The 21561-nt window shown below is 61.6% G+C and carries 15 protein-coding genes; 4 read left to right on the top strand and 11 right to left on the bottom strand.

Going from position 1 to position 21561, the window contains the following annotated elements; all coding sequences use genetic code 11:
• Position 1 precedes the first annotated feature (1 nt).
• The 4 genes from P353_RS25775 to P353_RS25760 form a co-directional block, all read right to left on the bottom strand.
• Positions 2-550 carry a TetR/AcrR family transcriptional regulator gene (locus P353_RS25775; RefSeq protein WP_034375945.1) on the bottom strand — a complete coding sequence of 183 codons (549 nt, stop codon included), beginning with the start codon at positions 548-550 and terminating at the stop codon, positions 2-4.
• Positions 551-635: 85 nt separating this feature from the next.
• Complete coding sequence (locus tag P353_RS25770) at positions 636-1553, bottom strand: pseudouridine synthase (protein WP_034375943.1); 918 nt, start codon at positions 1551-1553, stop codon at positions 636-638.
• A gap of 212 nt (positions 1554-1765) precedes the next feature.
• Positions 1766-2761 (bottom strand): Bug family tripartite tricarboxylate transporter substrate binding protein, encoded by a 996-nt coding sequence (locus P353_RS25765; protein WP_034376182.1) that lies wholly within the window; start codon positions 2759-2761, stop codon positions 1766-1768.
• A 29-nt stretch (positions 2762-2790) separates the two neighbouring features.
• Positions 2791-3906 (bottom strand): aryl-sulfate sulfotransferase, encoded by a 1116-nt coding sequence (locus P353_RS25760; RefSeq protein ID WP_034375941.1) that lies wholly within the window; start codon positions 3904-3906, stop codon positions 2791-2793.
• A gap of 113 nt (positions 3907-4019) precedes the next feature.
• On the opposite strand from P353_RS25760, the gene P353_RS25755 reads away from it, so the two are divergent.
• Both P353_RS25755 and P353_RS25750 read left to right on the top strand, forming a co-directional pair.
• The gene (locus tag P353_RS25755) at positions 4020-4970 is read left to right on the top strand and encodes a LysR family transcriptional regulator (protein ID WP_034375938.1); all 951 of its coding nucleotides are present in this window, start codon (positions 4020-4022) and stop codon (positions 4968-4970) included.
• Between the two features lie 271 nt (positions 4971-5241).
• Positions 5242-7455, top strand: coding sequence for an AsmA family protein (locus P353_RS25750; RefSeq protein WP_034375935.1), 2214 nt, complete (start codon positions 5242-5244; stop codon positions 7453-7455).
• A gap of 171 nt (positions 7456-7626) precedes the next feature.
• Here the strand turns inward: P353_RS25750 and P353_RS25745 are convergent, their stop codons facing one another.
• Positions 7627-8523, bottom strand: a complete 897-nt coding sequence (locus P353_RS25745) for a LysR family transcriptional regulator (protein WP_034375934.1) — start codon at positions 8521-8523, stop codon at positions 7627-7629.
• 130 nt (positions 8524-8653) lie between these two features.
• On the opposite strand from P353_RS25745, the gene P353_RS25740 reads away from it, so the two are divergent.
• Both P353_RS25740 and P353_RS25735 read left to right on the top strand, forming a co-directional pair.
• Positions 8654-9814: an agmatine deiminase family protein gene (locus P353_RS25740; protein ID WP_232776921.1), complete on the top strand. Its 1161-nt coding sequence runs from the start codon at positions 8654-8656 to the stop codon at positions 9812-9814.
• Positions 9815-9820: 6 nt separating this feature from the next.
• Positions 9821-10918: an agmatine deiminase family protein gene (locus P353_RS25735; RefSeq protein ID WP_034375929.1), complete on the top strand. Its 1098-nt coding sequence runs from the start codon at positions 9821-9823 to the stop codon at positions 10916-10918.
• A 5-nt stretch (positions 10919-10923) separates the two neighbouring features.
• Here the strand turns inward: P353_RS25735 and P353_RS25730 are convergent, their stop codons facing one another.
• The 6 genes from P353_RS25730 to imuA all read right to left on the bottom strand — a co-directional run bounded on the left by P353_RS25730 (position 10924) and on the right by imuA (position 21429).
• Positions 10924-11169 carry a hypothetical protein gene (locus P353_RS25730; protein WP_034375926.1) on the bottom strand — a complete coding sequence of 82 codons (246 nt, stop codon included), beginning with the start codon at positions 11167-11169 and terminating at the stop codon, positions 10924-10926.
• 139 nt (positions 11170-11308) lie between these two features.
• Positions 11309-12859, bottom strand: coding sequence for a methyl-accepting chemotaxis protein (locus P353_RS25725; RefSeq protein ID WP_034375923.1), 1551 nt, complete (start codon positions 12857-12859; stop codon positions 11309-11311).
• Between the two features lie 407 nt (positions 12860-13266).
• Complete coding sequence (locus tag P353_RS30210; RefSeq protein ID WP_269799982.1) at positions 13267-15402, bottom strand: autotransporter-associated beta strand repeat-containing protein; 2136 nt, start codon at positions 15400-15402, stop codon at positions 13267-13269.
• Between the two features lie 181 nt (positions 15403-15583).
• Positions 15584-18991, bottom strand: a complete 3408-nt coding sequence (gene dnaE / locus P353_RS25715) for a DNA polymerase III subunit alpha (protein ID WP_034375917.1) — start codon at positions 18989-18991, stop codon at positions 15584-15586.
• On the bottom strand, positions 18984-20504 hold the full coding sequence (locus P353_RS25710) for a Y-family DNA polymerase (protein WP_034375913.1): 1521 nt from the start codon (positions 20502-20504) through the stop codon (positions 18984-18986). The genes dnaE and P353_RS25710 overlap by 8 nt, the downstream gene beginning before the upstream one ends.
• Position 20505: 1 nt before the next feature.
• The gene (gene imuA, locus P353_RS25705; RefSeq protein WP_080750688.1) at positions 20506-21429 is read right to left on the bottom strand and encodes a translesion DNA synthesis-associated protein ImuA; all 924 of its coding nucleotides are present in this window, start codon (positions 21427-21429) and stop codon (positions 20506-20508) included.
• Positions 21430-21561 lie beyond the last annotated feature (132 nt).

The raw sequence follows: 21561 nt of genomic DNA, 5'->3' as shown, positions 1-21561 counted from the left end.
CTCAGGCCTTGATTCCATCCAGAATGATTTGCAGGGCGCGACGTGCCAGTTGTTTGCGCTGGGCAGGCGTTTCGCCGCGCAGGGCACCGCCCAGCATGCCGAACACCAGGGACAGATCCTTGGCATTCAAGGCCTGCTTGCACAGGCCCTTGGCCACCGCACGCTTCATGGGCTCCTCGAACACCAGCCACATCTGCTGGCGCGCATAAATGACTTCTGCGTCGCTCTGGTCCACCGTACGCCAGTAGTCCACCAGCGTGGCGGAGACAGCGATGCGCTCTCCCACCAGAGCCAGCAGCTTGAAAAAGGCCTGGTCGTCGTCGTGCCAGGCGGCTGCGGCGGCCCGGGTCTTCTCGACCGAGCGCTCCAGCAGCGCCAGCATGATGGCGCGACGGTCCGGAAACTGGCGATACAGCGTGGCGCGGCCTACCTGGGCACGCTCGACGATGAGATCCAAGGGAGCGGTCACGCCATGCTCGGCAAACACGGCATCGGCCGCGTCCAGCAACTGGGCGCGGCGTTCGGCGGATGGAGGGCGGGTGGTGGACATGGCGCCAATTATCGGACAGTTTTGTCCGATAAATTGCAGCGCTCGGCGTTTCCCCTGCCCTGGCAAGGGTCGGGAAAGACTGCGCTCAGTCGCGCGGCAGCGCCTGCAGGCTGCGCCGGCTGGTGAACTCGCGCCGTTGTCCAGTCAGGGGATCATCGAAGGCCACGCTGCGCGCCAACAGCTGTAAGGGCCTGGAATAGTCGCCCGGCTCCGGGTCATTGACCACGGGATAGAAGGCATCGCCCCTGAGCGGCAGGCCCAGCGCCGCCATATGCACACGCAGCTGATGGCGCTTGCCCGAAACCGGACTGAGCCGGTAGCGCGCCCAGGTGCTGTTGTGCTCAATGACTTCCATCAGGGTGCGGCTGTTGGGCTCGCCCGCCACCTCATGCATGCGAAAGAAATGCCCGCTCTCCTCCAGGCGGCTCGCGTGCTCGCGCGGAAAGCTCAACTCAGCACGGTACGGCGCCACGGCCTCGTAGACTTTGTGAATGGCCCTGTCCCTGAACAGCCCTTGATAGATGCCGCGTGTGGAGCGCTGCACCGAAAACACCACCAGCCCCGCTGTGTCGCGGTCGATGCGATGAATCGGCGACAGCTCGGGCAGATCGAGCTCGCGCTTGAGTCTGACCAGCAGCGTGTTCTGCAGATACTGGCCAGCCGGCACCACAGGCAGAAAATGTGGCTTGTCGGCGACGAGCAGATGCGCATCGCGATGGATGACTTCCGCCGCAAACGGCATCTCTGGCTCGCCCTCCAATTCGCGATAGTAGTAATAGCGCAGCCCTGGCATGAATGCGGCGTCCGGACCGGCTATGCCCCCCGTTTCGCTGACCACTTGACCGGCAGCCATGCGGCGCAGCCAGCCTGCGCGCCCGACGGCGGGCAGGCGGTCGCACAGGAAGTCGATCAGCAGCCCCCCTCCCTGGGAGGGCAACACCACACAGCTAGGGCTGACGCCATCGCGCACAGGCAGAACCTTGGGATCGTGGGAGTTATGCATGGCGCGGGATTTTAGTGGCTGGCCCGATTGCTGGCGTTCATGGCGTCATGAGCCGCGCCATCGAAGCGGCGCGTCTGCTAAGCAGCTGCTCCATCTAGCACGCCATTGCGCTTGAGCTCGGAGCATCTTGGATGCGCCGACCACAACTGCGACCAGATCAGCGACAGTCTGTGCCCTAGTCAGACAGTGTTGCGACTTCGCGCCGACTAATGCTAATCCGTTCGGATATTGGCTTTGCGAATCGTGTTCTCCAGAACTCTTTTCTCCTGCTCCAGATAGGCCAGGAACTGAGGATGCCCCATGCGCATGGGCTTGAAGCCGGCTTCCGTTAGTTTTCTGGCCATCTCGGGGTCCGCTTGCAGGATCGCGATTTCATCGGCCAGACGCTTGACGATACGGGCATCCGTATGCGCGGGAGCCAGCAAGCCTTGCCAGGCCTCGACTTCCAGATTACGAAGGGCCGACGTCTCCGAAAGGCTTGGCGCTTGAGGCAAGGTGGCCAGACGCTGGCGGGATGTCACGCCCAATGCCTTGACTTTGCCCTCCAGGACAAACGGCTGAGCCAGCGCAACAGGCAGCACGGCAAGGTCGATCTGACCACCTGCAAGCTCGGTCAGCACCTGCGGACCAGACCTGTAGGGAACATGTACCAGATCTATACCGGACATTTGCTGAATGAGCTCCCCCGTCAGATGCAGGCTGGTGCCCACGCCGTCGGTGCCCAGGGTCAGCCGCCCCGGGCTCTGGCGTGCGAGCTGGATGAGCTCGTCGGCAGTGGCGGCAGTCAGGCCCGGGCGGGCGACCAGCGCAAACACCGAAGAGGCCACGGGTGCCACGGGTTTCAACTCATGCAGACCGTCGTAGCGAAACTTGGTCGGCGAGATCATGGGCGCGACCAGCACCGAGCTGGCCACACCGAAGAGCAAGGTGTAGCCATCGGGCCTGGCCTTGATGACACGCTGCGTTGCAATAGTCCCCGATGCGCCGACCATGTTCTCGATGATCACGGGCTGGCCCAGGCGCTCTGCCAGACGCGGCATCACCAGCCTGGCGGCCACATCCACACTGCCTCCGGGCGCGAAGGGAACCACCACCGTCAGTGCCTGGACAGGCCAGGGCTGGGCAGCCGCCTGGCTTGCCAGTGATAGCTGCTGCAGCAGCGGAGCGCCCAGCGCCCAGGCTGCAAACTGTCTGCGTCGTATTTGCATGATGATCTTTCTGCTGGAACTGGAATGGCTCAGCGGGACAGCCAAGGCAGTTGCTCTGCCTGGTAGCGCCATGTCTGGAACACCGTGTTCAAGCGGCCCGGACCTGTGCGTCGTGCAGCGGCATCGGGATACTCGCCAAACCAGGGCAGGATGAACTCCCAGACCACCTCGCCTTGCGGTGTCACTTCAAACAGGCGCCCGGTGGCTGACTCCGTGATGTGCGTGTTGCCGTTCCACAGCCGCTGAGCGCTGCCCATGAAGGCGGTGTAGAAGGCATTGACCATCTCATCCTGATAGCTCCACACGATCTTGGTGGAGACAGGATCTATTTCCAGCACACGCGAGAAAGCCACATGGGCTCCCTGGCGGAAGTTGCCGTTATCAAAGGTCAGGATATGGCCGTTTGCCAGCGGAACTGGGGCATGCTGGTGCGAGACAACCGATGGCGGGATATGCAGCTTCACGCTGCCACTGGCCTTGTCCACGCCAATGATTCCCGAGGTCGTGCGCAGGCTCATGAGCACCGTTCCATCGACAGCAAGCCCAAGGCCGTTGACCAACGGCCAGTGATAGCGGCCAAAACCGGGGTGAATGGGAAAGTGCTCGGGCTCCAGATGCTCCCAGGCCTTCCACTCCCAGACCAATCGACCTGTGCGGTCCACTTCCCGGATCACATCGCCGTACATCACCTCGTCCGGCCCTTGGGAGCTGCCGCCCGGCACGCGTTCTGCAAAGCCCTGGGGCACAGGGGCGCAAGCAGCGTAGAGCAAATGGCCATTGGGCAACCACTGTGCATCATGGTGATGAGCCGGATCTTCATAGCGCCAGACCACCTCCCCGTCGAGTCTGACCTCATAAAAATCGCCGCCGTGCCACATGGACCATGGCGCATAGAGGTCCGGCGATTCACGGTGGTTGCCGTTGTAGCCCAGATTGCCGTTAGGCAGGATGACCGCATGGCGACCGGCGCGCACGGGCAGCTTCCACTCATGAGCCACCTGCCCCTGGATATCTATGAGATAGACATGCCCGTCGGCCGTCTGGGGGGCGATCAATGTGTAGCCGCCGGCGCTCAGAGCGCTGTCATGAGCGATAAGACCTGTGCCGCGTCGGCGTTGGGTGACCTGGTCAACGGTGGTAGCCATGGGGTTCTTTCTGTGTCAGAAGGGATTGATGGCTGCCACTCTAGAAGTTCAAGAGCGTCAGGAATAGCTGTTTGTTTTTTAAGAGGCGTCAGAAAAAAATTTACACTCAGGACATGCCAGCAATTTCTCAGGCTTTTCGATGCTTTGACGAGGTGGCGCGCCGGGGTTCGGTGCGCAAGGCCTCGGCAACGCTGCACCTGACCGCGGCAGCGGTCAACCAGCAGATCCTCAATCTCGAAGCGCAGGTGGGTCAGCCACTGTTCGACCGACTGCCCAGAGGCATGCAGCTGACGGTGGCCGGCGAGATCGTGCTGGCAGCAGTCAGGCGCAGCCAGCGAGACTTTGACAATGCCCTGGCCCAGGTCGAAGACCTGAATGCCTTGCGGCACGGGCATGTCAGCGTGGGAGTGCCGCACGCGACGGCCGAATACCTCGTGCCCCAGGTGATTGCGGCCATGCATCACCGCTATCCCGACATCACCTTCAGCGTGCGTGCCGGCATCGGTGAAGAGCTTCTGCGTCATGTGGCGCAAGGCGAGATCGATGTGGCCTATTGCCTGCGCCGAACGCCTCCTGCCGGTGTCGAGGAGATGCGCTCCTGGGCACAGCCCCTGGGTGTGGTGATGGCTCCGGATCACCCTCTGCGCATGCGGCCGCGACTGCTGCGTCTGCGTGACTGCCTAGCCTATCCGCTGATCATGATGACTCCCGACATGGAGTTGCGCAGCATGCTGGAGCGTCTGGGCGACGGTGCGCTGAGCCGGACCCTGCCGCTGGTGCAAACCAGCAGCATCCCCATGGCCCGGCGCCTGGTGGCAAGCGGCCAGGCACTGGCCTTCATGCTGCCGGACAATGTGGCGGAAGACGTGGCAGCCGAGCGCCTGAGCTGGCGTGCGCTGCACGATGCCGGAGCGCTGCTGCACAGCTGCGCCTATCAGCGCACCGGCTACGCGATGGCGGCGGCCATGGAGATGTTTCTAACCGAGCTGGAACATGCTGCGGACGAGTTGAAGGCAAACTTTGATACTGGTGTTTCCTGGTCCATCGGCAATCTTGCCGTTTGACCGCACTGACACGGTGCGCTGGAGAAGCACAAGCGCCAGAAAGTCGATACTGAAGTCTCTTGCGCAATGGAGCTGCCTTTCTTGATGCGCTGGAGCCATTGCTTCAGACGGTTGCGCCCACAACACCAGGAGGCTTCGAGCTGCTCCACCGTTTCCTCGACCGGTGGCAATTTCTGAACTCATAGCATACGGACCTGCGTGCGTCAGGCAATTGGATGACGAGGCAGTACACCTATGCGTAATAGCATGTGGCAAAAAGGATGCAACCGCTATGGTCGATAACGCCAGCACTTCAGCCTCTGAATCCAATCCTGCACATCCTCGCCTGACGCGCCACTGGCTGCGCTGGGCAGCCAGTGCGATGGCGCTGCTGCTGGCCTTGATTCTGGCTGCGGCACTGCTGATTGCCTTCATGGACTGGAACAAGCTCAGGCCATGGATCAATGAAAAAGTCAGCACGTCCACGGGCCGAGACTTTGCCATCAAGGGTGACCTGCAGCTGCAGTGGACCTGGCCACAGCCTCTCGATACGGGCTGGCGCCACTGGGTGCCCGGCGTGGTGGTACATGCCAGTGACCTGACACTCTCGCAGCCAGAAGGCTGGCTGGTTCATCAAGCACCTGAAAAATCCGATGGCAAGCAGCCGGTATTGCCTGCGGCGCCCAAGGAACTCAACTCCGCTGGCCTGTCCGAGCAAGGCCAGGCAGTGAACGAAAAAAAGACAAGCGTAGATGACGACGACGCCATAGCCGATGCCGGCCGCCAACCGCCCGAACGCGATGCGCGCACCATGATCACCGCAGCAAATGCCACGGCCAGCCTGCGCCTTTGGCCGCTATTGGGCCGGCATGTACAGCTTGACAGCCTGCTTTTGCAGGCCCCCGACCTGGTGCTGGCCCGCAACGACAAGGGCGAGAACAACTGGACTTTCGACAAGCCGGCAAGCAGCGGCCCGAAGTGGAGTTTTGAAATGGGCCAGTTGCGCATCAGCGACGGCGTTCTGGGCTGGTCCGACGCCGTCAAGAACATGGCCGTGCGCGCCCGTATCGACACGCTGCGCAGACCGGTCAGTGCCGATCAGCCTTATGGCGTGCGCTTTGGCCTCGCTGGCTATCTGCACCAAGGCAAGAGCCGCGCGCAAATTCAGGCCCAGGGTCTGGCGGGCCCTGTACTGGATCTGCGCCAGGACAGACTGCGCTTTCCGCTGCGCATTTCAGCCAAGGTCGGCAGCCTGCAAGCATTTGCCGAGGGGATTCTCGACAATCCCAAGACACTGGACGGACTGGACTTTCAAGTTCAGGTGCGCGGCAAGAGCATGGCCGACCTGTTCGAACTCAGCGGCTTGCTGCTGCCCGCCACTCCGCCGTTCGAGACCAACGGCCGTCTGATCGGCAGCCTAGCGCCAGGCAAGGCCGTCTGGCAATACGAAAAGTTTCAGGGCAAGCTAGGTCAGAGTGATTTGAGCGGCGACCTCCAATACCGCTCCGCCCAGCCCCGGCCAAAGCTGACGGCACAGTTGCGCTCCAAACAACTGCGACTGGTGGATCTGGGCCCAGTCATAGGCGCAGCCCCGTCCGGCAGCACCGACAAGCCCCAGCCCGTCAACGGCAAGGTACTGCCGCAAGTTCGGTTCCAGACCGAGAACTGGGACAAGATGGATCTCGACCTGCGCTATGAAAGCAGCCATATCCTGCGGCCCGAAGCTCTGCCCCTGCAAAACCTCAGCGTGCATGCGCTGCTGGACAACGGCAGACTCACTCTCTCGCCGCTGAAGTTCGGCCTTGCCGAAGGCACGCTGAATATCGACGCCAGCGTGGACAGCCACGCCAAGCCAGTTGCTGCCAAACTCAACGCACAGGTGCAGTCGCTCAAGCTCTCCGCTCTGTTTCCCACGATTGAAAAGATGAAGAAAAGCCTGGGCCGGCTCGATGGCGCAGTCGCGCTCACCGGACAAGGCGAGTCACTGGCACAGTGGCTGGGCACAGGCAATGGCTCGCTACGCCTGTTTGTGCGCGACGGCACTTTCAGTTCGCAGCTGCTGGACCTCGCGGGACTGAACGTAGGCTCCATCGTCATCGCCAAGCTGTTTGGCAGCGACAAGGAAGTGCAGCTGCGCTGTGCCGTGGCCGACTTCAATGTGCAACAAGGCATGGCCCGCCCGCGCATGGCCAAGCTGGCCACGACTGAGGCCGTTGTTGAAGCCACGGGCGAGATCAACCTGGCGCAGGAACAGCTCAATCTGCGCATCGTCCCGGAATCGCTGAAGTGGAAGTTCTTCTCACTGCGCACACCGCTTTATGTGCGCGGCAGCTTTGCCAAACCCGATGTCGGCCTGGAGCCAGGACCCTTGGCGGCCCGTGCCGGTGCTGCAGTGGCTGCTGCCGTTTTTGCGCCAGCGGCACTGGCTCTGGTACCACTGACCGTGCCTGCCGCTGACGACGATGTGAACTGCAAGCAGTTGCTGACTCAAGTACGCAGCCGGTAAACGAAGGCAAGGGCAGGCCGCCGATTCTCGACTTCGCGCCGGAGCTCATTCGTATCTGCTTGTCTACGCACGACCAAAATAAGTCATCAACGCACTCGGACTCAGTGACGGCTTCATTGTGGAGCGTCATCAAAAAATGAACGGATGTATCAAATCTCGAATGCCCCGGGCCTAGGAATGAAGCTCAGTACTCTGCACACGTAGCCAATTGAATACCTGCAGGACAATTTGCGAACGCGCCTGCTTCTCCATCCCCGACAACCACCAGGTAGAGCCAGGCAAGCGCGGATATTCCGGAAGTATTTGCAATTGACCACGTGCGAGGCTGGCGTCTACCAATAGACGCGGTAGACAAGCAATACAGCCTCCTTCCAGAACAGCCTCGGTCAAGAGGCGAGCGTCGTCATAAATGGCTCGCTTCCTGAAGCGTGCTAGCGGCCCCAGGAACAGCTGAGCAGTTACGTCACTTGTCAGACTCTCTTCCAGACATATCAAATCCGCATGCAAATGGTGCTGTGTCTGCGGCACTACAGCTAACTTCCGTGCCAGATCGGTGTTCGCTACGAGTACCCATTCATCCTGAAATAGTGGTATTTCCTGCAAGCCAGGCTGCAAAAGAGGCCTGTTTCCGATAGCGATATCGACATCAATTTCGTCGACAAAACGGGCACTCTCATCCACGGACAGCAGCAGACATAGCTCGGGCAGTTGAGCTTGCAGTTCTCGCAATCTTGGCTGCAGCCAGCCATGTAGCAAGGGTGCCGGGCATACCAGCACCACCAATCCCGGATCCAGATAAGTGGCGATTCTTCCAAGGCCACTGCGCAAAACGGTCAGTGTACGTTGAACGCTGCGCAGCAGCACTTCACCTGCGACGGTTAGTTCCACCCCCCGCCCTGCCCGCCGGAACAACGGCTGCATGACCTGCTCTTCTAACTGCTGCACCTGATGGCTGATTGCCGACTGTGTCACATGCAGTTCGTCAGCCGCACGCGAGAAACTGCCATGTCGGGCTGCAGCCTCAAACCCCATTAACAACTTCAGAGAAGGAATGCGATGCTCTGACATATGAGAAAACTTAATACATTTAACAAAATCATATCACTTGTCCTCATACGACACTCCTACCACAATGCCGTCCATTGCAATGCGGTGGCAATTTCCTCGCATTGATTCTTTTGATTGATAAGGATGAGTGATGAGTACACGTCGATATTTCATGCGTAGCTGCGCGTCGGGTGGCGGCACGATGGCGTTGTTGGGTTTGCTTGCAGCGTGTGGCGGAGGTAGTGATAGCGGTCCAGACACAAACCCGGCCACTCCGCCCTTGGACAACGGCAGCACCAGCAATCAGGGCCAGGACTGGCTTATGCCCGACGAGGCCGAAGCACACAAGGCGACATGGATGGCGTATGGCGCCTCGAGCGCGATCTGGACACGTGCGCAAGTACCGCAGGTTCAACTGGCACTGGCGCGTATCGCCAACGCCATTGCAGCCTACGAACCCGTCAACATGCTGGTTCGCCAAAGTGAATTGGAAACTGCGCGGCAGTTGCTTGATCCGCGTGTCACGCTTATTCCCGCCAAACTTGACGATTTATGGATGCGCGACACTGGCCCCGTCTTTGTACGCAAGCCCAATGGCGAGCGAGCGTGTGTGAAATTCAATTTCAATGGCTGGGGGAAAAAACAGCAGTTTGACCATGACGGCCTGGTCGCCGATATGGTAAGTGCCTATGTGAAATTGCCGCTGCTTGCCACACGCCTGGTCCTTGAAGGTGGAGCATTGGAGGTTGACGGCAAGGGAACGGCCATCATCACGGAAAGCTGTGTGCTGAACAGCAATCGCAATCCAGGCTGGAGCAAGGCCGATTGCGAAGCAGAGTTACGCCGTTTGCTGGGTATTCGCAAGGTCATCTGGTTGCCCGGCATCAAGAACAAGGACATCACTGATGCCCACACGGACTTCTATGCTCGCTTTGTACGTCCCGGCGTGGTGGTTGCTCACCGCGACATGAACCCTGACTCCTATGAGTATGCGCTGACCAGGCAGCACCTGGATATCTTGCGAAGTGCCACCGATATCGACAATCAGCCGCTAAAAATCGCCGTTGTTGATGGACCCGGCCAGATTCGCCCGGGAAATAATCCGGACACTTTCGCCGCTGGCTACATCAACTACTATGCAAGCAGCCGCGCCATTTTCTTGCCCGAATTCGGGGATGCGAAAGCTGATTCGATTGCCAAGGAAATATATGCGCAGCTGTACCCAGGACGCGCAGTGATCCAGATCAATATCGACCCTATCGCTGCCGGCGGCGGTGGCATTCATTGCACCACGCAACAGGAAATCATCTAAGACCGGGTGAGCCATATGCAACGACGACATTTCCTGAATGCCGCTATTGGCCTGACAGCCAGCACAGCCGCTGGCATGCATGGATTGCCAGCTCTGGCAGCCGGTAGCTGGCGCATGCCTGACGAAGGGGAGCGCCACTCTGCCACCTGGATGGCCTTTGGCGCCAATGATGATGTGTGGGGCAAACGTCTGAAATCGGGCGCGCAGGCAAACTTGGTACGCATCGCACAAGCGATTGCCAGTGTTGAACCCGTTCACATGCTTGTCAACGAGGAAGACTACGATCTTGCGGCGCGGTTGTGCGGCAATAAGGTCAAGCTGGTGGTGCACCCCATCGACGACCTCTGGATGCGCGACACGGGGCCGGTCTTCGTGAAAGGGGTTGGCGGAGCGTTAGCCGGTGTGAACTTCAATTTCAATGGTTGGGGTGAAAAGCAGGACTACGAGGACGATGCGCTGGTGGCCGGCTTCGTCGCCGGGCGCGCGGGTGTTCCCATTCTTGAAAGCTCCCTCGTTCTGGAAGGGGGCGGTATCGAAGTCGATGGCCGCGGCACGGCCATCATCACGGAAAGCTGCGTTCTCAACGCCAACCGCAACCCTGGCGTAGGCAAGGCGCAATGCGAAAAAGAGCTGCGCCGAGTGCTCGGTATCGAGAAAGTCATCTGGTTGCCAGGTATTGCGGGTCAAGACATTACCGATGGCCATACCGACTTTTATGCCCGCTTCTGCGCTCCTGGCGTGGTGGTGGCCGGTTTCGAAAGCGATTCATCGTCGCCTGAGCATGCGGTCACACGTCGCCATCTCGACATCCTGCGCAAAGCCACGGACGCACGTGGTCTTCCGCTAGCAGTTGTGACCATGCCAGGACCTGACCATGTTCGGCCGCAGTATGAGAACAAGGACTTTGCTGCCGGCTACATCAACTTCTATGTATGCAATGGCGCGGTGCTATGCCCTGAATTTGGTGATGTGCAAGCCGATCGCAACACGAAAGCGATCCTGCGTGAGCAATTTCCCGGACGCGACATCGTGCAACTCAACATTGACGCAATCGCAGCAGGCGGTGGCGGCATTCACTGCACCACACAGCAGCAGCCGGCCTGAAATGTTCAATAGACCTGTCCAGAATGAGAGGCTTCAGGAAAAGCTGACATGAACTGCAGGGTCTCGAACGACAGCAACCGGTTTGCTGCCGCAGCATCCACCGCCGTAAGCAGGCTCTGTTTTTTGCTCAATTGCTGCCGCTGGGCTTTCTGACTGCTTTGGCGCGTCTTGCTGCCCGGCCTCCCGGAGGACTCGCTGTCTCCAGTACCGCAACCAGAAATCTGCTGGACTGCCCATATTGAAAGACTCATGCATGCTTTCAGGCGAGATGGTGCTGGATTGTTCCAGCCATGTTTTGCATGCCAGGGATCGGCGGCAGCCAGAAGGCATACAGCCTCCTGCACTGCCGCAGGTAAGCCCGTCGGCTTCGGTCCCGGTTGCTCTGCAGAATCAGACGTTCTTGAGGCGGAAGACGCTGACCATCCGCGACAGGTCGCTGGTCTGCTGCTGCATGGATTGCGCAGCAGCGGTGGACTCTTCCACCAGGGCCGCATTCTGCTGGGTCACCAGATCCATCTCGGCCACTGCGCGGTTGATCTGCTCGATGCCGCTGGTCTGCTCATGGCTGGCGGCAGTGATCTCACCCATGATGTCCGTCACGCGCTGCACGCTGCTGACGATTTCATCCATGGTCTGGCCAGCCTGGCTGACCTGCGCACTGCCCTCCTCCACCTTGGTGACCGAGGCCTGAATCAGCAGCTTGATTTCCTTGGCTGCTTCTGCGCTGCGGCCGGCCAGGGAGCGCACTTCCGACGCCACGACGGCAAAGCCGCGGCCTTGCTCACCGGCGCGTGCCGCTTCCACGGCGGCGTTCAGCGCCAGGATATTGGTCTGAAAGGCAATGCTGTCGATCACGCCGATGATGTCGGAAATCTTGCGCGATGAGTGGCTGATGGCGCCCATGGTCTCCACCACTTGCGACACCACCATGCCTCCCTTGACAGCCACATCGGAGGCCGACAGCGCCAGCTGATTGGCCTGACTGGCGTTATCGGCATTTTGCTTGACGGTGGAAGTGAGCTGCTCCATGGAGGCAGCGGTCTGCTGCAGGGAACTGGCCTGCTCTTCCGTGCGCGCTGACAGGTCATGGTTGCCCGCTGCAATCTGGCCCGACGCTGTGGCAATGCTGTCCGTGCCCTGACGCACCTGTCCCACCAGCCTGTCCAGGCTGGTATTCATATCGTGCAAGGCCTGCATGAGTTGCCCGGTTTCATCGCTGCTGCTCACATGGATCTGTGCTGTGAGATCACCATCGGCCACGCGGCGGGCCACGCCGACAGCATGCTTGAGCGGAGCAGTGATGCCTTGCGTAAGACGCCATGCGCTGACAGTGCCGATGGCCAGAGCCAGCAAGGCCAGAACCAGGAAGTACGTCTTGCTGTTGCTTTCGATCTGCTCCACCTCCGCCGCCTTGGCATCGAGGCTGGCGCGCTGCAGGTTCAGCAGCTCTCCGAGCAGCTTCAGATATCCCTGGGCGGCGGGCACATAGCTGTTGATGAGCGTGGACTCAGCCTCTTCGGCCATGCCTTCGGCCTTGAGCTGACTGACCTTGTCTCGGCTAGCGAGATAGGTCTTGCGCACCTGCATGATCCTGTCCAGGATCTCGCGCTCCGCAGGTTGGGTGATCAGGGGCTCGATCTGCTTGAGCACATTGGCCGTGCTCTTGGTAGTGGCGGCCGCATCCGCCGCCAGAAACTGCACCAGACTTGCGTCGCTGCTCTTGGCGATGGCCGTGGTGCGAGCCACGGCCACGCTGACATTGCTGTTCCAGTCGCTGATCAGGCGCTCCTTGGTCAGCGGCTCCTGCATCATCTGCTGCGTGGCCTTGCCCACCGAGTGCAGCTGCCAGATGCCGATAACCGTGATCACCACAGCAAATGCCAACACCACTGCGAACCCCAGGCCCAGTCGGGCACCAATGTTCAGCTTGGTCAATCTCATCGCTTCCATCCATTCCATATAAAAGTAAATAGCCGGCAAAGCAGCCACTCCAATACATGAAATGGGGGCCGATCCGGCAAAGCAGCTTGCTGCGTCACTCGCTTAGCGCAAATCGCAACACAATGTAATTAGTATTATCAAGGGATTGCGTCGTTGGATTGAGGTAGCTGGCCAACGACTGCAGAGGCTTTGTAGAAATCACCTCGGCAGCTCACCTCCTCGCATCTGCAAATAGCAAGGCCATTGCTTTCGAGCAGACCACTGGTCGAAATTTCGTCATATGGATGAACCGCGGCCACGACCCGGGAAGGCTGCTGCGTCATTGCATCCTGGAAGTGCGGGCCTCTTTTGCAAACGCAAAAAGGCCTGCGCCACGAGATCGCGCAGGCCTTCTACCCCAAGCCCGATCAACTGGCCAATGTGATGGTCACACTGGTGTCGCCATAGCTCGCAGAGGACTTTGCAAAACCATCCACCACCACACTGGTGAACTTGTTGTGCACGCCTTTGGCGGTCAACACCACAATCTTGTCACCTGCCTTGGGGGTGTAGCCACTGATGAAGCTCACGTTCAAAGTACCGGCCAGCGCAGCGTGGTCGGCCACAGCCAACGTACCTGCAGTGCTGCTGGACAGCGCCAAGTTCAACTCCCCCGACTTCTGGGTGTAAGAGCCGCTCACCTTGAGCTGCTCCCCATTGGTCGCCAAAGTACCACCATCGATGTATATCGCGCCGGTGCCTATCGCGGAGGAAGAGTCCGCACGCAAGGTGCCCGCGGAAACCACGGTGCCGCCACTATATGTATTGGCGCCTGTCAATGCCAGAGTGCCGTTTCCGCGCTTGGTCAGCTTGCCCGCGCCGCTGATGTCGTTGCGCCAACGGTCAAAAGTGCAGAAGCCCGAAGCACAGAAGCCTTCAATGCTGTCGTTCATGGTGACGGTCACATCTGCCTCCAGCCTGCCGTAGCCGCTGGCCGCATCGAACAGGTTCAGCCGTCCAAAGCCTTCTTCATCGTCAAGCACTGGGTAGCCGGAATCGATGGCCGTGGTTTTGAGCACGGCTCGCCGCTGGTCAACCGTCAGATAGGGGAAGCGGGTCTCCAGCAGGGTTTCCATTCCTTTGGGTACAACGGCAGGCTTGCCAGCCTTGGCCTTGTCTTGTGCAAAACCGAATGTCAGCCGCCTGAGATATTCCGCCTTGGTGGTCGCGAAATCCGCAAAGCGGTCTTCGCCGGGCTTGGCCGAGTGCGCAACGATCCAAAGCTCCACGCCGGTATTCACACCCAGTTTGCTTCGCAACTGCGCTTGTGCTTGCTGAAACACGAGCTGACGCTGTGCTTCGGTATAGCTCAGACCTCGATCGCCAGCGCCCTTCAGAAAGGGCATCCATACGGACGAGCCCAGCATGCGCCCGCCCATGACGCCCAGCGCCGAGTGCATGCCCGCACGAATGCGGTTCTCACCAGCCTCAAGCCCGCGCGCCAGGGCTTCATGGAAACGCTGCGGCGCCATATAGGCAATAGCCATTGAATAGCGCACGAATTCGGCCGTATGGCCGCTGGGGAAATCGGAGTCCTGCTGAGCCTTGACCTGTGCCGCAGCGGCATCGTCACCTGCGGCGCGGCGCGACATCAGCTCCGGCAGCACTTTGACGACAGGCAGCCTGCTGTCTGCAGCCGACCAGCGATACGGACGGGCGAATTTGTAAAAGCCTTTGGGCCCATTGTCTGAAGCAATATTGCCGACTGTGGCGTTGTCAACGAACTGAAGCACCGCTCCGAACTCGGGGTTGGTCTGGATATTGGTATCACCCCAGCCTGAGCTGGGATTCTTTGCCAGATCATCCCAGGCCTGGCCCAGCGGCCCCAGCGAGCCGCCCATGACCGTGCGCGTGACCTTGTTGCCGGTGTCGTCCAGCTTGATCTCTTCCTTTTGCGCATCGGTGTAGATCGTTTGCGTGGTCAGCTTGGACGAGTACGCCATATTCTGCAGGAATAGCTCGCTCTTCTTGATCGTTCCCGTGGTCCCTGCAACCGGAGCCTGGCCTGGCGTGCTATTGGTGTTGTCTGCTGTAAGCACATGCCAGACACCGTTCCACGTGGTCAGAGCGAAAGCCTCACACCCCTGCTTTCCGGCGACGTTGGTATCCGGTGTGGTCGCGCCAGGCGCAAAGATGCCAGTGAAATCGGATTTCTTGAAGCCGTTCATCTTTCGCTCGGAAGGCTCCCAGATATCGAGGAAGCCCGAAAGAATGCGCAGCGTGCTGTTGGTGGTGTGATCGGCGTAGCAGGAGTTGTTGCCATTGGCCGTTGCATCATGCCTGCCGGAGTTGAAGACGGTGGCATCTTCGCGGTATCTGGGTACATCGGTGCGCGACACCGGCATGCTGGTCGCCGCTTGCGCTGTGACGTTGATCGTCTCTGTGCCCAGCCCTGCAGGCGGGCCAGGAATCACGTACTCGGCCAGCTGGTCTTGATTGCCACCGTCACCGCCGCCACAGCCAGCCAAAGTCAATATTGTTGCCAGGGCGACGGCACGAAGCACGAATGTTTTCTTGTGTGCGGAAAAATGAACAGGTGTCTGCATACGCAAGCCAATCTCAAAGGGCGGAAAAGCTCGCAATCTTGGTAAGCGATCGTGAATCCGTTATGACATATCAATAAAATGAGATTGCGTTTTCTGTGGCTCCGACTCTCCAATGTGACCGGCTCAGCCCCCTTTGCGCTCAATGGAAATCCCGGCTGTTCAGTCCGACCTCGGCAAACCGCCCCAGCCAGCGGGTCACATTCCTGGCCTTCATCACAACCAGATGGCGAACCGCAGGTTCATCCCCTGTCCGTGCCACAGGCATATCCCCTGCTGATTCCGACGCCTCCAGTTGCGGGGCCGTGCTGCGCTGCCAGATGCCCTCCACGGCCAGCAGGCGCGAGGCCAGCAAAGCAGAGCGCCAACGGGCAAAGGTCTGGCTCCAGACCACCAGGTTGATGACGCCGGTTTCGTCTTCCAGCGTGATGAACAGCGTGCCGTTGGCGGTAGGCGGGCGCTGGCGCACGGTGACGATGCCGCAGGCGCGCACCTTCTGGCCTGGCAGCATCTGACGCAGCTCGGCTGCGGTTTTCAGCCCATGGCGCGCCAGCCTGGGACGCAGCAAGGCCAGCGGGTGGCGGCGCAGGCTCAGCCCGGTGGCGGCATAGTCGAACATGATTTCCTCGCCCTCGGCAGCCTGGGGTAGCTCAAGCCTGGGCTCATGAATGGCGGCCTGCGCAAAAATGGGCGGCAGGCCGACCTGCGCAGCAGCATCCCACATCTGCTGGCGGCGGTGACCGGCCAGACTGCGCAGCGCATCCGCCGCGGCCAGGGCTTCCATGTCCGCCTTGTCCAGCCGGGCCCTGATCGCCAGATCGCTCACGTCCTTCCACGCAGCCTGCGCAGCTTCACCTTCGATTCGCAGCGCTGCGGCCTTGCCCAGCCTGGCAACCCGGTTTAGCCCCAGGCGCACAGCCGGCTGGGGCTGGGCCACGCCGCGCATGGCTTGCAAAGGGGCTTCCAGCGTGCAATGCCAGTGGCTATGGCAGACATCGACCGGCAGCACACGCACGCCATGGCGGCGCGCATCCTGCACCAGCTGGGACGGCGAATAAAAGCCCATGGGCTGGGCATTGAGCAGAGCCTGCAGAAAGATGGCCGGCTCATGGCGCTTGAGCCAGGCGCTGGCATAGGCCAGCAGTGCAAAGCTGTAGGCATGGCTTTCGGGGAAGCCATATTCGCCAAAACCCAGCATCTGCGCAAAGATGGCCTGAGCGAATTTCAGCTTGTAGCCACGCGCCACCATACCGTCGATCAACGGGCGCTCGAACTTGTGTACGCCGCCCTTGCGCTTCCAGGCCGCCATGGAACGGCGCAGCTCATCAGCCTTGCCGGCCGAAAACTTGGCAGCATCGATAGCGATCTGCATCACCTGCTCCTGGAAAATAGGCACGCCCAAAGTGCGCTTGAGCGCATTTTCGAGCTCCGGCTTTTCCAGCTTGAGCGGCAGCTTGCGGCGCGCACGCTCGCGTGCCAGCAGATAGGGATGGACCATGCCGCCCTGAATCGGGCCGGGGCGCACGATGGCAACCTCGACCACCAGATCATAAAAAGTGCGCGGCTGCAGGCGCGGCAACATGCTCATCTGGGCGCGGCTTTCGATCTGGAAAGTGCCCACGGTATCGGCCTGGCAAATCATCTCGTAGGTCGCGGCATCCTCCTGCGGAATCTGGTGCAGCTCCCATGGCTCGCCGCGCCAGCGGGCGCGCTCGTTCAGAGCATTGCGCAGCATGGTGAGCATGCCCAGGGCCAGCACATCGACCTTGAGCAGGCCCACGACATCGAGATCGTCCTTGTCCCACTGGATAACGGAGCGCCTGGCCATCGTGGCAGGCTCCACGGGCACCAGACGCGTGAGCTTGCCCTCGGTCAGCACAAAACCGCCCACATGCTGGCTGAGGTGGCGCGGGCTGTCCTTGAGCTGCCAGGCCAGCTCTATCCACAGGCGCAGCCGATGCGCGCCCACTGCGCAACTCATTTCGCGTGCCAGCACCTCGGCCTCCTGGAGCTTGCGCTGCACCCAGTCTTCGGGCAAAGCTTCGGGCGCCTGGTCCTCCTCTGCCGAATCGGCCACCTCGACAGCCTCGGCATGCGCCTGGGCATGCTCGCTGAACCAGTACTGCCCCTTGGCCAGGGCATCGATCAGATCGGCCGGCAAGCCCAGTGCCTTGCCCACATCGCGCAGCGCGCTGCGGCTGCGCCAGCAGCTGACCACGGCCGTGAGCGCGGCGCGATCGCGCCCATATTTGTCGTAGATGTACTGAATGACCTCTTCGCGCCGCGTATGCTCGAAGTCCACATCGATATCAGGCGGCTCGCCGCGCTCCTTGCTGATAAAGCGCTCGAACAGCAGATTGCCACCATGCGGGTTTACCGCGGTGATGCCCAGGCAGTAGCAGACCGCAGAATTGGCCGCCGAGCCGCGCCCCTGGCAGAGAATGCCGACGCTGCGCGCATAGCGCACGATGTCATGCACGGTGAGAAAGTACATCTCGTACTTCTTGTTCTCGATCAGCGCCAGCTCTTTGTGCAGCTGATCGCGCACTTTCTCGGGAATGCCCTGGGGATAGCGCCCCGCCGCGCCCTCCCAGGTCAGCCAGGCCAGGGTCTGCGTGGCCGTCATGCCGGGCAGCACGCTCTCCTTCGGATAGTGGTAGCGAATCTCGGCAAGGCTGAAGCTGCAACGCCCGGCCAGCTCCAGCGTCGCCTCCAGCATGGCCCTGGGATAGAGCGAAGCCAGCCGCAGACGCGAACGCAGATGCCGCTCGGCATTGGGCTGCAGCGCAAAGCCGCATTCGGCCACGGTGCGCCCCATGCGGATCGCCGTGACCACATCCTGCAGCGGCTTGCGTGAGCGCGCATGCATATGGACATCCCCGCAGGCCAGCAAGCGCAGCCCCAGTGCCGCGCCCGCCTGCTGCAGAGTCTGCAGCCACAGGCTGTCGTCGGGCGCCAGATGCAGCCCCACACCCAGCCAAAGGTTTTCAGCATCAAGATAGCCTGAAACGCTTTTCAGACAATCGATTACAGCTATCAGATCCGATGCATCCAGCTTGCCGCGCTGCGGCAGCAGCAGGCACTCGCAGCCTTGATTCAGCAGCTTCCAGGGGCTGGATTCATCGACCAGATAGTCCCCTTTGTCAGCCCGGCTGCGTGCAGCGGTGATGAATTCACAGAGATTGCCCCAACCCTGCAGATCACGCACCAGCACCACGATCCTGAGCGGGCCCCAGGCGAATTCGCTGCCATGAATCAGATGCAGGCCGCAGTCCCGCGCCGCTTCAAAGGCGCGCACGGCACCGGCTACCGAGCATTCGTCGGTCAGCGCCAGCGCCGCATAGCCCAGGCTTTTGGCCCGGTGCACCAGCTCGGCAGGCGATGAAGCACCGCGCAGGAAACTGAAATGCGAGAGACAGTGCAGCTCGGCATAGGCCAGCGGCCCTCTGGCCATGCCCTGAGCCACGGGACTGGCAGGTATGACGGCAGGCGGCGGCCCTGCGAGGCGCAGAGCGGGAGCGGGCGGCTCGGCCATGATCTGCTCAGCCATACATGCCTTGCGCAAACCAGCTGGCAGGGCTGGCTGTCATGCCCATCAGGTGTTCGCTACGGACGCGCTCGCGGTAAATCCAGACATGTCCGACCACGGCGTTATAGGCCACGAAATAGTCACGCTCGGCGAGGCCGGTCGGCGCGCCGGCCTGGGCATTGGCAGACGCATCCCACCAGCCGGACTCCAGCCTGTAGGGGCCAGCCTTGAGCTGCAGCGGCCCATGCCATTGGGGACGATTGCCCTGCACGGACAAGGCCTGGGGCTGGGGCAGCAGCCAGGGCGGCCACAGGGCTTGCCAGGGGTCGGCACAGTCGGGCTGACGGCCGCGATGCGTGCCTTGCTGCCTGAGCTGCGCTCCTGCTCCAGCCTGGGTAGCGTCTCTTGCAGCAGCCGGATTCTTGCTCTGCAGCAAAGTCGCAGCAGCTTGCCAGCGCTGCATGCGCTCGGGGCGGTGGTCGGCCAGCGGCTGCACCATCTGCACGGCCTCCTCGCCCCAGCGGGCGCTCAGGCGCTCCACCCATTCATGCCAGGCCAGACTGTCCGACGGGCTCTGGCCCTGGGCAGCAGGCAGGCAGCTCAGCGGCTCGGCCGCCCAGGCAACCGTCTCCAGCGCCTGCAACTCCAGCATGTCCACGGGTGCGCGCCACCGCTGCTGGCCCAGGTGCTCACGCAGCAGACGCTGCAAATGTGCCATGCCCTGCGTGGGCTGGGCCGTGCGGATGACAAGCGCTTCCCAGGCCGGCAGCTCCTGGCCGTCGATACGGCGCAGATCATGGTGCCAGCGCAATTGCAGCGCCAGCACCGCATGGTGACGGGCCTGTAGCCAGGACTGCAACGCGCGCAACAGCGGCTGCGCGGCATGGAGCACGGCATCGGCATGGTGGGCCGGATAACCTAGGTCGTGGCGCAACTCGAACTGCTGAGGCGGTTGCAGCCAGTCAAGCGGCTGGGGCAGCAGGCCATAGGCCTCGTCGAGCGCACGCAAGGCCTTGGCTCCAATACGGCGCGACAGCCCCGCGCGCGGCAGTGCGCGCACATCGCCCCAGCACCGGCAGCCCAGGCGCAGCAGCACGGCGCTGTGCTGCTCCAGGGCGCTCAGCGTCCATAGCGGAAGCGCATCGGCATGCAGCGATGGCTCAGGCATGGACAAGGAAACAGGGATGGAGCCGCAAGGCCGACCCTGCTGCAGCCGCAGCCGTGCCAAAGCCTGCCAGGCCGTGCTGCCCTGTCCGCGCAGCGGCTGCAATGCCGCATCGCCGCCCCCGGACTCCGGCAGGCCGGGCACAGCGGCCTGACAGGCCTGGGCAAAAGCACTGTCCAGCCGCGCCAGCAAGACCTCGGTCCCGCCCCAAAGGCGCTGCACCATGCTGGTCTCCATGAGCAAGGCGTCTTCGAGCAAGGCCACACGCGGCGAAAACTCCAGCGCCCACCAGCAGGCACTCTCGGGCACCGGGCTTGACTCGCTCAGGCAGGCCAGAGGCCAGGCTATCCAGTGCTCTGCGCTGCCCATCTCATGCCTCCGTCATCCAAGGCGAGGCCGTGGCAGGAGCGGCGGCTGTCATGCGCCCTTGCATGAGCATGGCAGCCTCCTCGCTCTGGCGCGCATGTCTTTGTGCCTGTGCCTGCAAAACGGGCTGCCAGGCCCACTGTGAAAGCGGGAGCGGTATGGGGCGCTCCAGCAAAGGCCCACGGCGCTTCAGTATCTGTATCTGCAAACCCGGCGCCTGCTGGGCAGCGGAGTCTGCCGTAACTCTCTCCAGTCTCAACCGCAATGCTGCGGGAGAGCTGTGCGGCTCGGCCTGCGACTCCTGCCATAGCCACAGAGGTCGGCCCTGCGAAGCGGCAGCCAGCTGCAAGCGGCGCAGCGTGGATGCGGGAAGCTCGGGCAACCAGGCCAGCACCGCCAGCACATCCCGGCAATGCAGCGCCTGCTCGCAGGCCCAGGCCAGATCCTGGGCACTGCGCCCCGGCTGCACCGCGCACAGCCGCTTTGCGTCAATGCCAGCGGCCTGCAAGGCCGGGGCAAAGGGCAGATAGGGCGGAGCCACCAGCACCAGTTGCCCCATCCGCGCATCCCCGCGCGAAGCCGCATGCTGCCGCACTCCTGCAGCCAGCGCGGGCAGCAGCAAGGCCCACTCCGCATGACAGTGCGCGGGTTGCTGCAGCTGAATCAAGGCGTTGCCGGGCCAGCCGCCACCGGGCAGCTCGCAGTCCAGCGCCGCATGGCCACTGGGCCACACATTCCGGCAGGCACCCAGTTGCCAGTCGGTGCCGCGCCAGACTCCGGGAATCTGTATGGCGGACACATGCGGGCTGCCCGTAGCGTGCAGAACCGGCCGCACGCCCTGATCTGCGCCAGCCTGCTGCCGGACGGGCGCCGTCATGCCTAGCTGTGAGCCAGGACGGGGCAAGGATGTCAAGGGCTGGGTGCGCATGCGAAAACTCTTTGATACTGTACAAATATACAGTTATCCGAATTTCTGCGCAAAACAAAGCCCTAAGGCTGGTAGCAGATGCGGCTGGCCCCTGTTGATTGGACATCACGCGCTATCAAAAATACTTTTTCA

The sequence above is a fragment of the Comamonas testosteroni genome, assembly GCF_000761245.1.
In the GTDB taxonomy this organism is placed as follows: Bacteria; Pseudomonadota; Gammaproteobacteria; order Burkholderiales; family Burkholderiaceae_C; genus Comamonas; species Comamonas testosteroni_C.
Note: the sequence above shows the minus strand (reverse complement) of the source record. Positions and strands in the feature narration are given on the sequence as shown.

What these genes read in the sequence shown, in the direction of transcription:
- P353_RS25775 (WP_034375945.1), bottom strand. Translation starts at nt 550, where the DNA reads ATGTCCACCACCCGCCCTCCATCCGCCGAACGCCGCGCCCAGTTGCTG.
- P353_RS25770 (WP_034375943.1), bottom strand. Translation starts at nt 1,553, where the DNA reads ATGCATAACTCCCACGATCCCAAGGTTCTGCCTGTGCGCGATGGCGTC.
- P353_RS25765 (WP_034376182.1), bottom strand. Translation starts at nt 2,761, where the DNA reads ATGCAAATACGACGCAGACAGTTTGCAGCCTGGGCGCTGGGCGCTCCG.
- P353_RS25760 (WP_034375941.1), bottom strand. Translation starts at nt 3,906, where the DNA reads ATGGCTACCACCGTTGACCAGGTCACCCAACGCCGACGCGGCACAGGT.
- P353_RS25755 (WP_034375938.1), top strand. Translation starts at nt 4,020, where the DNA reads ATGCCAGCAATTTCTCAGGCTTTTCGATGCTTTGACGAGGTGGCGCGC.
- P353_RS25750 (WP_034375935.1), top strand. Translation starts at nt 5,242, where the DNA reads ATGGTCGATAACGCCAGCACTTCAGCCTCTGAATCCAATCCTGCACAT.
- P353_RS25745 (WP_034375934.1), bottom strand. Translation starts at nt 8,523, where the DNA reads ATGTCAGAGCATCGCATTCCTTCTCTGAAGTTGTTAATGGGGTTTGAG.
- P353_RS25740 (WP_232776921.1), top strand. Translation starts at nt 8,654, where the DNA reads ATGAGTACACGTCGATATTTCATGCGTAGCTGCGCGTCGGGTGGCGGC.
- P353_RS25730 (WP_034375926.1), bottom strand. Translation starts at nt 11,169, where the DNA reads ATGAGTCTTTCAATATGGGCAGTCCAGCAGATTTCTGGTTGCGGTACT.
- P353_RS25725 (WP_034375923.1), bottom strand. Translation starts at nt 12,859, where the DNA reads ATGAGATTGACCAAGCTGAACATTGGTGCCCGACTGGGCCTGGGGTTC.
- dnaE (WP_034375917.1), bottom strand. Translation starts at nt 18,991, where the DNA reads ATGGCTGAGCAGATCATGGCCGAGCCGCCCGCTCCCGCTCTGCGCCTC.
- P353_RS25710 (WP_034375913.1), bottom strand. Translation starts at nt 20,504, where the DNA reads ATGGGCAGCGCAGAGCACTGGATAGCCTGGCCTCTGGCCTGCCTGAGC.
- imuA (WP_080750688.1), bottom strand. Translation starts at nt 21,429, where the DNA reads ATGCGCACCCAGCCCTTGACATCCTTGCCCCGTCCTGGCTCACAGCTA.